Source organism: Streptomyces sp. WAC06614 (genome assembly GCF_003949795.1).
Lineage (GTDB): Bacteria > Actinomycetota > Actinomycetes > Streptomycetales > Streptomycetaceae > Streptomyces.
Map to the genome: position 1 here is coordinate 1 of NZ_RPRY01000191.1, position 13,649 is coordinate 13,649.

At 71.3% G+C, this 13,649-nt stretch carries 9 protein-coding genes and 2 pseudogenes; 3 read left to right on the forward strand and 8 right to left on the reverse strand.

All coding sequences use genetic code 11. The annotated features are described in order from the left end of the window. Positions 1-1,457 (forward strand): annotated as a pseudogene (locus EF918_RS37165) (hypothetical protein); the annotation flags it as partial. A 3-nt stretch (positions 1,458-1,460) separates the two neighbouring features. Here the strand turns inward: EF918_RS37165 and EF918_RS37170 are convergent. From EF918_RS37170 to EF918_RS23220, 8 genes are all read right to left on the reverse strand, one after another. Then, the gene (locus EF918_RS37170; RefSeq protein ID WP_185921877.1) at positions 1,461-1,625 is read right to left on the reverse strand and encodes a hypothetical protein; all 165 of its coding nucleotides are present in this window, start codon (positions 1,623-1,625) and stop codon (positions 1,461-1,463) included. A 203-nt stretch (positions 1,626-1,828) separates the two neighbouring features. Then, positions 1,829-3,019, reverse strand: coding sequence for a sedoheptulose 7-phosphate cyclase (locus EF918_RS23190; protein WP_221889740.1), 1,191 nt, complete (start codon positions 3,017-3,019; stop codon positions 1,829-1,831). Between the two features lie 162 nt (positions 3,020-3,181). Next, positions 3,182-3,817: a class II aldolase/adducin family protein gene (locus EF918_RS23195; RefSeq protein ID WP_125650027.1), complete on the reverse strand. Its 636-nt coding sequence runs from the start codon at positions 3,815-3,817 to the stop codon at positions 3,182-3,184. Positions 3,818-3,828: 11 nt separating this feature from the next. After that, on the reverse strand, positions 3,829-5,115 hold the full coding sequence (locus EF918_RS23200) for an MFS transporter (RefSeq protein ID WP_125650029.1): 1,287 nt from the start codon (positions 5,113-5,115) through the stop codon (positions 3,829-3,831). After that, positions 5,112-6,125 carry an NAD(P)-dependent oxidoreductase gene (locus EF918_RS23205; RefSeq protein ID WP_125650031.1) on the reverse strand — a complete coding sequence of 338 codons (1,014 nt, stop codon included), beginning with the start codon at positions 6,123-6,125 and terminating at the stop codon, positions 5,112-5,114. Before EF918_RS23205 ends, EF918_RS23200 begins: the two co-directional genes overlap by 4 nt. Next, complete coding sequence (locus EF918_RS23210) at positions 6,122-7,684, reverse strand: FGGY family carbohydrate kinase (RefSeq protein WP_221889741.1); 1,563 nt, start codon at positions 7,682-7,684, stop codon at positions 6,122-6,124. The genes EF918_RS23205 and EF918_RS23210 overlap by 4 nt, the downstream gene beginning before the upstream one ends. A gap of 108 nt (positions 7,685-7,792) precedes the next feature. Next, on the reverse strand, positions 7,793-9,040 hold the full coding sequence (locus tag EF918_RS23215) for an FAD-dependent oxidoreductase (RefSeq protein ID WP_125650033.1): 1,248 nt from the start codon (positions 9,038-9,040) through the stop codon (positions 7,793-7,795). A 39-nt stretch (positions 9,041-9,079) separates the two neighbouring features. Next, on the reverse strand, positions 9,080-10,330 hold the full coding sequence (locus EF918_RS23220; RefSeq protein WP_221889742.1) for a nitrate/nitrite transporter: 1,251 nt from the start codon (positions 10,328-10,330) through the stop codon (positions 9,080-9,082). A 719-nt stretch (positions 10,331-11,049) separates the two neighbouring features. On the opposite strand from EF918_RS23220, the gene EF918_RS23225 reads away from it, so the two are divergent. Both EF918_RS23225 and EF918_RS39125 read left to right on the forward strand, forming a co-directional pair. Next, positions 11,050-12,858, forward strand: coding sequence for a hypothetical protein (locus EF918_RS23225; RefSeq protein ID WP_125650035.1), 1,809 nt, complete (start codon positions 11,050-11,052; stop codon positions 12,856-12,858). A 276-nt stretch (positions 12,859-13,134) separates the two neighbouring features. Continuing rightward, positions 13,135-13,649: pseudogene (locus EF918_RS39125) on the forward strand (hypothetical protein); the annotation flags it as partial.

Here is a 13,649-nt window from a genome sequence, read left to right on the forward strand (position 1 = left end):
CGGTGGTGGCGTACGAGGAGCTGTCGCCGAATCAGCGGATGACCAACCGGTTCCACCTCGCCTGTCTGGCGACGCTGATCCCCTACCACCAGCGGACCACCGCCCTGGACGCCTGGCTGGCCATCGATCCGGCCCTGTTCTCGATGGGCCTGGACCCGCCCACCCCCGTCATCGAGGCCGTCCTGCGGCTGGGCGGCACCCGGCTGCGTGCCGCCCTCGCGCGGACGGTCGGTCATGCCGGCACGCAGCAGGCCCTCTTCGACCTCGACCTGCCCGAGGTCGACGCGGCGCTGCTGGACAACCACCGCCTGAGCTACGAGACGCGGTGCCTGTTGTCCGTGCGGGACCCGATCGCCGCCGCGGCCGGCCGTGCGTACCACCCGCACCACCACCGCCGGGCCCTGTACTCGGGCGACGCGGACCTCGCCGCAGCGGCTCTCCTCGACCGGCGTGGCGCACACCCGCCGACCGCCCGGCCCAGCGCCTGGGCGACCGTACGCGCCGCGGGTGGCACGGGGCGGGTGCGGGAACTCGTAGCGCTGCTGCCGCCCGGTCCCGTCGATCCGGCCGAGGTCGGCGGGGACGGCGTGCGCGGCGATGCCGGCGGGGACGGCGACGCCGAGATCGTCGCGGCCTGCGCCGAGGCCGACCCGGAGCCGTTCCTCGACTCCGCGACCGAGCGCCGGCTCGGGACCGGCGCGCTGCTGCGCCGCCTGCGCGCCGCTCACCACGGGGACCCCTGGGAGGTGCAGCAGGCCGTGCGGGCGGTCCTCAAGGAGCCGTACCGCATCGACTGGGGGCTGGTCGCGGCGGCCGGGCTCGGCCGCCGGCTGCCGCGTAAGGCCGCGGAGGTGCTGCGGTCGCACCCCGGCTGCCCGGCCGAGGTCGCCGTCGTCCTCAGGACCGGTCGGCCGCCCAGGCCCGGCCGGCCCCTGCCGCCGCCCGCCCGCGCGCCGGAGGCGCCCCAGCCGTACCGTCCTCGGCCGAGCAGTCCCTGGGTCCCCGCGTGGCAGCCGCCCGGCGACACCGGGCCGTTCGGCGACACCGCCGAGTCGGCCCGCGAGGCGCTGCGGACCCTGACCGTCGTCCACGACGCCCACCGGGACCCGGACGCCCCGCACCTCGGCCACCTCGGCGCAGTGCTCGAACGCGGGCAGCTGTCGGCGGCGGAGGCGGTTCCGCTCGTCCGGCCGGCGAGCCTGCTGACCTCGTGGGTCGGCCAGCAGTCCGGCTGGACCGACGTCTCGCGCGCGGCCTGGAGCGGCCGGGCGGCGCTTCATGTGGAGACCGCGGCCCTGATCGCCCGTTGGAGTGCCGGCGGGGTCCCCGCCGAACGGTGGGCCGCGCTCCTGCCGCGGCTGTGGCACTTCCCGGGCACCCTGCCCGAACTCCTCGCCGAGGCAGCGGCTTCGCCGGGCGAGGCGCCCGTGCCGTCGCCGACGGCCGTGCGCACCTGAGCGTCAGCTCTCGGAACGGTCCGACACCCGGCGGAGTTCCAGCAGAGCCACCACGATCTTCACGGCGGTGGAGATGGTGAGGGCCTGCAGGAACGGCATGCCCATGAGCCACAGGGCCACCGTCATGACCGTGAGGACGAGGAAGGCGGGGAGCAGGCTGGTCCGCACGAGGGCGGTTCTCAGGCGGCCGGCCGGCGTCCTCCGGGGCTGATCGACGGTACCGATGCGAGGCCCGCTGAAACCGTCCTCCTCGGCGTGCGGCATCGGCTTCCGCCCTTCCCTCGCGGCTCGTCTCCGACCACGAGCCTCGGACGCGCCCCGGCGGACCGCCACCGCTGCGGTCGGCCACCGCCGCCGTCCGGCGGACGCGTTCACTCCACCGGACCTGCTCCGTACGTCCCCCTGTCCGCCGCGTCCACCACCGGGGACTGTCCGTTCAGGATCCTCACCATCACGGCGGCGGCCTCCGTGATCTCCTCGGCCGTCACGTCGTCCACGAACGTGGTGGCACCGATCTCCTTCGGCAAGGCGATGTACTGGTGGCTGTCCCGGTGCCGGACGGTGTCGACCAGCGCCTTGTTCAGGAAGTCCGGGTCGCCGAAGAGGGGATGGGACGGTTCGAGGCCGAGGTTCCGGGTGGTCCGGACGATCCGTTCGAGCTGTTCGTACGGAAGGAGGTTCCTGCGCGCCGACAGGACGGCCCCGAAGTTGCAGCCCATCGCTACGGCTTCCCCGTGGAGCAGTTCGGGCAGGGCCTTCATCTCGACGGCCGGGGAGAAGGTGTGGCCGTAGTCGACGATGCGCCGCAGGTCGGTCTCCCAGAGGTTCTTCTGCAGCTCTTCCGCCATGCCGGTGATGGCCCGGTGCATGGCCTCCCTGCCCAGCTGCTCCTCTCCGGTCAAGGGGCCCGTGTCCTGCAGATTCTCCGCCAACAGCGCCGGGCCGTACTGTTCCAGCAGCTCGAACAGGACCGCGTCCTTGATGAGCGCCATCTTGAGCATCTCGCCCATACCGCTGCTGATCTGGCGTTTCGGGAGCGTGGCGATCAGGGTCCTGTCGGTCAAGGTCCGCGGGGGCGGCGCGAAGGTGCCCAGCCTGTTGCGGCAGCCTTCGAAGTTCACCCCGTTCTTGGCCGAGACGCTTCCGTCGATCTGACCGAGGAGCGTCGTCGGCACCCTGACGTAGGGAATCCCCCGGCGGTACAGACTCGCGGCCATCCCCACGACGTCCTGGACCACGCCCCCGCCGAAGGCGATGGGCGGCGTGCCGACCCGATCAGTGCCGATGGCATTGAGCCGACTGGCCACCCTGACCATCTGGTCGAGGGTCTTGTGCTCGTCACCGCCGGGTAGCACCAGGTAGTCCATGGGAGTGTTCCGCTCACGGAAATAGCCGCGGATCTTCTCGCCCAGGATTCCGTCGACGCCCTCGTCGATCACGACGAGGCGGCGTCCATGACCTCCCTCGGACCCCTGGGGCAGAGCCGCCAGGTCGGGGTTGGCCGGATCCAAGATATGTGACGACTCAACTATTTCGTAGTTCACCTGACGTGTCGCCGTCATGGTCCAACGGGCTGTGGTCGGCTTTTCCACGATGACCTCGCTCACGACGTCGAAGCGGTCGCAGCAGCCGCACTGCGATCGTACGCCCGGGCGGCACGAGGGACGAGTCGACCGGGCACCGGCGCGGGCCCGGCCGTGCCACGCGGGACCGGCGCCACGGCCTCAGGCGTGAGGAGACCCGGCCGGCAGATGCGCGGGCATCGTCGTGGTGGTGTCGCCGAGCAGCAGGGCACGGTAGGTGGCGACCGCGGCGTCCTCGAGGTGGAGAGCACGCCGGAACGCCATCTCGACGGTCTCGCCGAGCGCGGAGCAGCCGTGGTGGGCCAGGATCACGCAGTTGTGCCGGAGGGCCTGTTCGGCCGCGGCGTCGGCGAGTTCGTCGGACCCGTTCGAGAAGTAGGCGGTGCGTCCGACGCTCTTGACGTAGTGGGCATGGTCGAGGGTGATGAGCCGCACCTGATGCCCGAGCGCGTCGAGGAGCACGGCGTGCTGCGGGTGCAGGTGCACCACGGCGTTGACGTCGGGCCGGGCCCGGTAACTGCGCTGGTGCAGCTTCCATTCGCTCGACGGCTCTTCGCCGTCGAGGACGTTGCCGTCGAGGTCCATCGTGGTGAACCGGTCCGGGGTGAGGCGGTCGAGCCATGTGCCGGCACCGGTGACGACGAACCGGTCCGCGCCGGTCCGGGCGGAGAGGTTACCGCCGGAGGCCAGCACGAGCCCTCGTTCGACGGCGGTACGGCCGATGTCGATCAGTTCGGCGACGGCGTCGTCCGGGTCGATGCCGGGAATGGCGCTCATGGTGTTCCTCATCACTGGGGGAAGGGGACGGCTGCACGGGCCTCCGCGCGTTCGGTCGTGTTCTGGCGGAGGAGGAAGGTCAGGGCGAATCCGACGAGGTAGAGCACGGCGATGACCCAGACGGTCGCCTCGACGCCGATCGGGGTGACCAGCCCGGCGACGACGGGGCCGGCGAACTGGCTGAGTCCGGCTCCGAGGTTGAGGATCGCGACCGCGGAGGCCCTGTGCCGTGGTGCGAGCAGGGGAACGATCGCGGAGAGCGGCACGAACATGCCGAGCGTGAACCCGTAGAGCACTCCGACCACCAGGGTGAGCGCGAACGCCGGCCCGAAGACGGTGGGCAGGTAGAACAGGCCGAGAACGGTGAAGAAGCACCCGATGCCGCCGAACCAGGCGACGACGTCGACACGGCCGATCCAGTCGCCCAGGTAACCGGAGACGAGGTTCGCGAGGACGTTCGCGGCGAGCATGGTCCCCCAGACGACCTGCCACTGGGGCTGCGTGAATCCGACCTGGTGGACCATGTAGGTGCTGAGGAACACGACGAACGCGTAGAACGACAGCGTGTTGATCAGCCGGACCACGCCACCAACACCGACCTTCGGTCTGCTCCCGACGATGGTCACGGCGCCGGCGACCCCGCGGATGCTCCTGCCGAGCGTGACGGGCTCCCGGACCGGGTTCTTCAGCAGGAACGCGACCATGAGGCCGCCGGCCGTGGTGAAGACGAGGGAGGTCCAGAGGGTCGCCAGCGGACCGATCGTGTCGATGACGGCGCCCACGTAGTAGGAGCTGATGACACCGAGGCCGAGCGTGGAGAAGAACCAGTACCAGCCGACGGCGCGTCCCATCACTTCCTCGGGGGTCTCCAAGGTGACCCAGACCAGGAAGCCGTAGGCGAACATCGGATACCCGAGCCCGCGGATGCCGAACGCCACGAGCATGACCGCGAAATCCTGCCGCATGACGCCGAGGACCAGGAAGACGACCTCGAAGACGCACCAGATCACGGACCCGAGCAGCATCATGCGCCGGGGACCCCACGCCTCGGCGAGCGCGCTGCTGAGCCATGAGGCCACCGCGACCACGATGCCGTACACCGACCACAGCAGCGCCACGCTCGCCTCGGAGAAGTGCAGTTGGCTCAGGTAGGGCGACAGGAATCCGGATTCGATGCCGTCACCGACCATGAACAGGGTCAGCGCGGCGAATCCCCAGGCGACGGGGCGGGCGATGCCCTGGGTCCGGAGCAACCGGGGGAACCGGCTCCCGGTGAGCTGAGGGGTGGTGTGGGTCATGGTCGGGACATTTCGCCGGACTGGTTCAGGACGGGGCCGCGGCGCGGCGCGCCGTGTGCCCAGGCGCGCAGCGCGTCGGCCGCGATGCGCGAGTGCTCCACGACGACGTCGTCGGAGGCGCCCGCGATGTGCGGCGTCAGCGTCACGTGGTCGAACGTCAGCAGTTCCGAGTCCGCGGGCAGGGGCTCCTGATGGTGGACGTCCAACCCGGCGCCGCCGATGCGGTGCTCGCGCAGGACCGTCATGAGCGCGTCCTCGTCGACGACCGCGGCGCGGCCGGCGTTGACGAGGAACGCGTCCGGGCGCATGAGGGCCAGCTCCCGGGCGCCCACCAGGCCGCGCGTCTGCGGCATCAGCGGTACGTGCACGGTGACGACGTCCGACGTGGACATGACCTCGTCGAGCGACACGACGGACGCGTCGTCGCCGAAGTGGCCGGCCGGCAGGAACGGGTCGTACACCTTGACCGTCATCCCGAATCCGCGGGCGCGCCGGAGCACCCGCGACCCGACCGCCCCGCCGCCCAGGATCCCGAGCGTACGACCGCCCAGGCCGGCACCGCGGAACTGTTCGTACGGCTCGAACACGGCGTCCGGCCTCCAGTTGCCCGCGCGCAACCAGCGCTCCGACCTGCCGACATGGCGCACCGTCGACAGGATCAGCGCGAAGGTGAGATCCGCGGTGACCTCGGCGTTGCGGCCGGGCGTCGTCGCGACCCGGATGCCGCGCGCCGCGCACGCGGCGAGGTCGACGTTCACCGGTACGGCACGGCACGACACGACGAACCGTAGTGCCGGGGCCTTGTCGAGGGTGGCCCGGTCGACGAGGTCGAGTTCGGCGACGATCGCGGTCGCCGTCGCGAGTTGGGCGTCGAGACCCGCCGCGGCGAGGCTCTCGCCGTGGCGGGCCGGCTCGGCGAGCACGACGTCGAACTCGTCGCGCAGGGACTCGGCGGTGTCCGCGTCGAACGGGGCGGTGACGAGGACGGTCGGCTTGGCGGTGTGGGTCATGCTTCCTCCCGGCGCGCGGGGACGGGCGTCAGCGCCCGCAGCGCCCGAAGCGGCGCCCACCGGGGGCGTAGGGCGTCGCGGGTGTCGATGAAGGCTTCGTAGGTCTGCGCGTAGAGCGCGTGGTGTTCCGGCCGCGGCAGGAAGTGCGACACGGTCGGGGCGAGTCCGGTCACTCCGGCGTCCAGGTCGTCGAACACTCCGGCGGCGACCCCGGCGAGCGTCGCCGCCCCGCGGGCCCCGACCTCCGGGGCGTCCTGTCGCACGATGCGCCGGCCGGACACGTCCGCGAGGATCCGGCAGAACAGGTCGGAGTCCGACCCGCCTCCGCAGATCGCGAGCGAACCGTCGAGCCGCAGCGCGTCGAGGCATTCCGTGAGCGCGTACGCGAGGCCCTCGTAGACGCTGCGCAGGAGCTCGGCCGACGTGGTCGTGATGCTCATCCCGAGCCATGCCGCCGAGGCCGCACTGTCGGAGAACGGTGCGCGCTCCCCGCTCGGCGAGCCGTACGGCAGGTAGAGCAGCCCCCCACTGCCCGGCGGGACGGCGGCGGCCGCGCGCTCGATCTCCGACCAGTCCTGGTGTCCACGGCCGAGGCACTCGCGCACCCAGTCGAGGTTCGGGGTGCCCGTCATCGGGGCGAGCGACTCGATCACCTGGCTGCCGCGCCCGGTGGCCAGGACGATGCTCTGCTCCATCCGGACGTCCGCGCGGGAGGGGTGGTTCACCCCGACGAACCCGGTCGTTCCGAGGATGGCATACCCGGTGCCGTCGGCGACGGCGCCGATGCCGACGCCCGCAGCCGCCGCATCGACGAGGCCGACGGCGACGGGCGTACCCACGGCGAGCCCGAGGACGGCGGCGGCGTGCTCGGTGAGACCTCCGGCGACCGCACCCGGGTCCGCGACGTCCGGCAACCAGCGGCGGACGGCGTCGTGGCCGAGCCGTGCGAAGAGTTCCCCCTCGTACGCGACCGACCGGGTGTCCAGATAGGTGCGGGAGGACTCACTCGGGTCGGTCACCATCACGCCCGTCAGCCGGTACCGGAGCCAGTCCTTGCAGTTGAGCTGGTGGACACCGGTCGCCGTCGATGCGGGGTCGGGGATCGCCCCTGCGGCCGCGAGTTCGGCGACGAGGATCGGCATGGCACCGGGGAAGAGCGGAGACCCGGTCGTCCGGGCCACGGCGGCCGATCGGCCGTCCGCGTCCCAGTCGGCGAGCCGCGCGGCGGTCCGGCCGTCCAGCCAGAGCGCTGCGGGGCGGACGGGCCGTCCCTCGTCGTCCACGAGCCAGAGCCCGTCGCCCTGCCCGGTGACCCCGATCGCCGCCACCTCACCGCCGCACGCCGTGAGCTGGTCCACCACGTCCTTGACCGTGGAGGCCGTGGCCTCCCACACCCGCTCCATGTCCACCTCGGCCTCGCCGTTCGGACCGCGGTCGACGGGCACGCCCGCCCGTGCGGCACCGACGATCTCGCCGTCGAGCGTGAACGCGACGGTCTTGACCGAGGTGGTGCCCGCGTCGATGCCGAGGATGATGCGGGTGGTGATGCGTCGTTGCACAGTGACTCCGATGCCCCCCGTCGGGCGGGCGATTGTTCCAACATCGATCATGCGTGCAAGCCGCTTCGCCCCCTGCCGGGGCTCTCCAGCGGCTGCGAAGTCCGGTCCTCACCCCGGGGGGAACCACGCTCCCTGACGCGACAGCTCCCTGCGCACGGCGGCCGTCGCGGTGTCGCCGTCGCGGGCGGTGAGGGCCGCCGCGACGCCGGCGGCGTGCCCGGTGGCGAGGGCGGTTCCCATGACGCGCAGGGAGGCCCCGGCGCCGCGGTCCCCGTCCACGGTGCGGCCCGCGGCGAAGAGGTTCGCGGTGTCACGGCTGCGCAGCACCCCGAGCGGGATCGCGTAGTAGCCGGGTGAGCCGATGAAACGCCACTGGGCGGGGATGCCGGGGCCGGGGTGGTACTCGATCGGCCAGGCCCCGACGGCGACGGCGTCATCAGCCGGTCCTGGTGCGAGGACTTCCCTCTCGGTGAGCTGGTGGCTGCCCACGACGTGACGTGATTCGCGCGTGCCCAGCTCGGGGCCCGTACTGACGATGTAGGCGTCCTCGCAGCCCGGCAGGGTGCGCAGGACACGGAGGTACGCCTGCGCCTGCCGGCGGGCGCCGGCTTCGGCGCGGCTGGTGTCGGCGGCGTCGCGTGCGTCGTAGCCCTCGTCGGCGAAGTAGGTGATCAGGTCGCCGGAGACCGGCATCCGTGCGACGAGTCCGGTGTCCGCGGTGAGGTTCTCCGCGCCGGCCCGTTTGGCCCCGCGCACCGCGGACGTCACGGCCTGCCGGGTGATGTGCGCGTCGGCCGGTATGCCTCCCACGCGTACGCCGAGGGTGCCGTTCTGCACCCAGCCGTCGTTGCCGTAGCGGACCTCGCAGCCGCCGTGGTGGGCGAGGTCGGCTTCGCCGGTGGCGTCGACGAACACCGTCGCTGCGAGCTCGTGGATGCCGGAATGGTCGGCGAGACGGACCGAGGTGATCCGGTCGTCCTCGCGCGTGGCACCGAGCACATGACTGTGCAACAGGACGTCCACCCCGGCGCGGGCGCACATCTCGTCGGCGACGCGCTTCACGCTCTCCGGGTCGAAGACGACGGCGACGGCGGTGAACCGGGTGGGCTCGCTCACGGCGCCCATCGCACGAAGTTCGGCGAGCAGTTCGTCGGCGACACCGAACACCACCTGGGTGGCGGTGTCACGGGTGTAGAGGCCGCAATAGGTCACCACGTTGCGCAGAGTGGCCGCCCCGCCGAGGCAGGGGCCGCGTTCCACGAGGAGTGTGCGTGCACCGGCGCGGCTCGCTCCGACCGCGGCGGCGAGGCCGCCCGAGCCGCCACCTGCGACCACCACGTCGTACTGCTGTTTCACCTCGAACTCACTTTCCTGCGCGCTGCGTGGTCGTGCCGGTCAGCCGGCGAAGCAGGACGTCTGCCGGTCATCGAGCGGGGTGGCCGACCTGTCCGCGGGGCCGGGGCGGGGCTCGCGTACGGCGAGCATCAGCAGCATGCCGAGGAGCGGGCCTGCCGCCAGTGCCGCGAACGCGGCGAGGAAGGACTGCGTCGACAGGAACACGAGGCCGACCACGACGGGTACGACCGTGCTTCCCAGCTGCCAGAAGGCATTGGTGGCGCCGGCCGCCGAGCCTGCGCTGCGCACCCCCGACAGCTGGGGTATGAGGGCGACCATCAGCGGGCTGTACACATAGGCGGCGATGCCGAGGAACGGCGCGATCCACAGGTAGGCGGTGAGACTGTCCGCCGTCCCGAACAGCAGGAGCGTCACCACGAAGGAGCCGAGCACGACCACCGTGGGCATCTTGCGCCGCCCACCGCAGAACCGGTCGGTGGCGATGCCGATGAGCGGCTTGGCGAGGACCGCGACGACCGCGAAGACCGCGACGACACCGCCCGCCTCGACCGGCGAGATGCCGCTGCCCTTGACCATCAACGTGTTGGACCAGGTGATGAAGCCGTAGGTGCCCCACAGGCCACCGAACCCGGCCAGGCCCAGGAACACGAGGTCGCGGTTGCGCACGAGCGGACCCAGCCGGGGCATCTGCCTCGGCTCCGCGGCGGTCTCGGTCCCGTTGCGCAGGAAGACGAAGCACAGGACTGCGACGACCATCGAGGCGATCCCGAAGACGTAGTACGAAGCGCGCCAGCCGGACGCCTCGATGAGGCTCGGCACCACCGCATTGGCGATCACCGTGCCGAGCGAGGTGGCGGTCATGAACACGCCCATGGCCAAGCCACGGTGCGCCGGCCGGAACCACTGCGAGATCAGCTTGACCCCGGCCGAGTAGTCACAGCCCGCGAAGACACCGATGCAGGCCTGGAAGGCGATCCCGAGGCCGATGGAGGAGGTCGTTCCGAAAAGGATCATGAATCCGCCCGCCACGAACAGCGTGGCGGAGAGGACCACGCGGCCGCCGAGCCAGTCGGTGAGAACGCCACCACAGGCATTGGAGATCACGTAGCCGACGTAATAGCCCGTGGCGAACACGCCGAGCCCGGCCAACGAAACGCCGAGGTGCTCGCCCACCGAGACGGAAGCGGGTCCCCACGTCGAGCGGTCGACCGCCGTCATCGTGAACGCCGCCCACGACAGCATCAGCACGATCCAGCGGTAGGGCCGCGCGGCATCGCGGGTGAGATCCACTATCAGTCACTCCGGTTCGGGAACGGCCCGGACAGGGCCCTGGCGCGTCGCGCGAGGCCGGCGGACGAGTGCGCAGAGATCCGCTCTCGGACCGGCACCCGCCGCCTCGGCGGACCTGTCGATCGTTCCAGGCGCGGCACCGGCAGGTACCCCTCCGATCAGCCCCCTCGGTGGTGGGCTTCGGCCGAGCCGAGGGGCGGAGGACGTGCGACGGCTCGGCCCGTCGGCCGACCCGGTCGGCGGCGAAGAGCCTCCGCCGATCGGGCTCCCCCTCCGGCTCCTCGCGTACCGGTCCGTCGGCAGGGCCGGGCGGGGGGCCCGCGCGGCCTGCGTGACGCATAGGTTGGCAGCAGCCGACCACGTCGATGTCCCCCGATGTGTCGTGGTCGGCCCGAACCCCGGCGATGCCTTGATCAGCTGCCGCCGGGGCTTGCCCGCCGCCCCACGAGGGTCGCGCGGCCGCGTGGGCCGGGTCCTCATCAGGCGCTGGGACCCGGCCCTCGGCGTGCCGGCCGGACAGAAGGCGCGCGACCCGCCTCCCGGGCAGGGCACGTCACCGCTGTGGCCACACGGGGTCGCGTCGGCCGCCCCGCCGCCGAGTCTCGGGCATCCACACGTGAACCGGGTCCTGCCCCTGAACGTGCCCGCTGGGCCCCTCCCGTCCCCGGAGTCGAATGACACGATCGAATCAACACACATCCGCTACGTAAGGACATTGCATGGGCTTCCTGCTCCTGGGACTCGGGGACTTCCAGTCCGACGGGACAGCATCTGAAAGGGAAGCGCTCATGGTTCCGCAGGGCGTCACCATCTCGCCCTGCGCCGTGCGAAACGGTGCGTTGCAGTACGGATCACCCACGATCAGCATCTGGGACCAGCTCGTCGAGGAGGAAGGCATCGGCGTTCTGCAGAGCGGCGACGAGCTGCGCAGTCACCTGATGCTCCACGGCTGCCCGGAGCTGGACAGTCAGGAGCTCCTGGATGCGATCGCCGCAGACTTCTATGGCTACGAACTGATCCGGCCGGGACGCGACGGGTATCCGGACCCGATCGCTCTGTGCACGGGCTGCCCGGAGACCTGCCCCACCACGCCGGAAGAAGTCGGCGCCGGCAAGCAGCACCTGTGCAACGGGCTGCTGGGCGGCTTCGGCGGTCGGGTGGCCGTGCAGGGCGAACAGATCGTCTGGGTCGCATGCCTCGCGCTCACCACGGAAGCGGAGGGCAGCTCCTCGGAGGCGTCCGGGGCATGGAGCTCTGCGAGCGCGGAGGGGTGGAGCTCGCGGAGCGAGGAAACGGAAGGGGAGCCCGAACCGGCGCCGGCCCCCGCGCGCCGCGACGCCGAAGCGGAACTGGCCGTACTGAGGGAATCCGTCCGGTCCACCGCATCCCTCCAGCGGAAGGCCACGGAACACAATCGCCGCATACTGCGCTCCCACCACCCCGGACGGACCCTCTACTACGTGGTCGGTGGCGGCATGTTCCTGATCGACTCCCATCCGGACTTCCGAAACCAGAACGCTGATTACGTCGAATGGGTCAACGCCGACCGGAGCCGGATCACGGGCAGGCTGAGGGTCGGCGACCTCACATGGCTCATCGTCATCGACGAGGAGGTCCCCGGGGACGTCCAGGGGATGGTGAGGGAAGCGATCAAGGACTTCGCTCCCAACTACAGGGTGCGGTTCGGTCCGGCGTCGCACCCCGAGCCGGGCGACACGACGACCGGCGAGGGCCGTGGGGCGGCTCCCGAGGCTCCGGCCAAGCCGACTGCCGAGTCCGTCCTGGAGCAGATTCGGGACAATTTCGACCACGGGCACATCACCTCCAAGGTCGCCCTGAAAAAGGCGCGAGCGGTGAGCAATCTGTTGTACATGGGCCGCATACAGCCGGGAGGTGACAGTGCGGAGGTGAAAAGCGCCCTGCGCGCGTTCCTCTGCCAGGTGGAGGAGGAGGAGGAGCGGGCGGATCGAGCGCTGGGGCAGCCCCGCGTGGAGCACCCGGACAAGGTCCACGCCTCACTCGCGGGATGGGCAGCCAGGTGCGACGAGGAGCTGGGTGGGACGACGGAGGACATCGTCGACGCGCTGATCGACAAGCGTGTCCGTCGCACGATGCCCGAGGGCTACCGAGGGGCGTGCTACACATCGGCCTACGTACTCAAGGAGAACCTCTGCGGCAGGCCCACCGATTTCGCCTTCACGAGGGAGACCGAAGTCGTGCACATGGGCAGCAAGGACCGCACGAAGAGGCTGGGCAGGCCCGTACTGATCAACGCGACGGCCGATGAACTGAAGCGGTTCGTGACCAGGGCGGATCCCGGGACCGTCTTCGAGATCGGGGCCTACGACGAGGAGAGCGGGCACGCCATCATCGCGATCGCCCCGAACGTCTTCCTGGACATCGAGAATTCCGCGCCCGCTCAGCACGTCCTGGCGTTGGCGGCGAAGATGGGTAAGGACCGCTTTGTGGTCTGGGAGGCCGGGCAGGTCGCCGACGGCATCACCGTCGACTCGCGCACGACCACCTGAGCCCTGCGTCCCCTGGCTCGTCGGACGGTCCTGTCGCGCCCTGGCTCGTGCCCCCGCTCCGGCACGCCCGGGGCCGGTGCCGGGGCGTCGACCGTCATAACGGACATCTCATCTGTAGTTTTCGTCCGTCAGATGTCCTGCCGCGCTGCCGGCGTCCATGACCGGGAGCGGTGGGACGGTGCGACGACGAGAGGTCCACTCACCATGAAATTGCGTGCGGCCGTCCCGATCCGGGGGATCCGGCGGGGTACGGGGGCGGTGACAGGAGCATGTGTCGTGCTGGCGGGGTTCGGGACCGTGCCGGCGGCTGCCGCGCCGGTGACGGCCACGCAGGTCCGGGCTACGGCGGGTGACACGTCGCAGACCTTCTTCTTCACCGGCGCGCCGCAGAGCTACACGGTTCCGGCGGGGGCGGTGGTCACCATCACCGCTGACGGTGCCGGAGGCGCCGACAACACCGGTACCACCTGCCTGCCCCACCCGGGCGTGGGCGGTACCGGCGCACGGGTGAGCACCGTCGTACGGACCACCGTGCCCACGACCTACACCGTCGACGTGGGCGGTACCGGAGGCAAGGGCTGCAACGGCAGCGAGCTCGGTGGTGCGGGCGGGTTCAACGGGGGCGCCCCCGGCGGGAACGCCTTCTTCCGTGGCGGTGAAGGACCGGGTGGGGGCGGAGCATCCAGCGTGAGCACGGGCGGCTCCCTGCTCGTGGTCGCCGGGGGCGGCGGTGCCGCCGGCGGAGGCACCAGCGGTCCGGGCAACGAGGGTGGCGACGGGGGCAGGGGCTG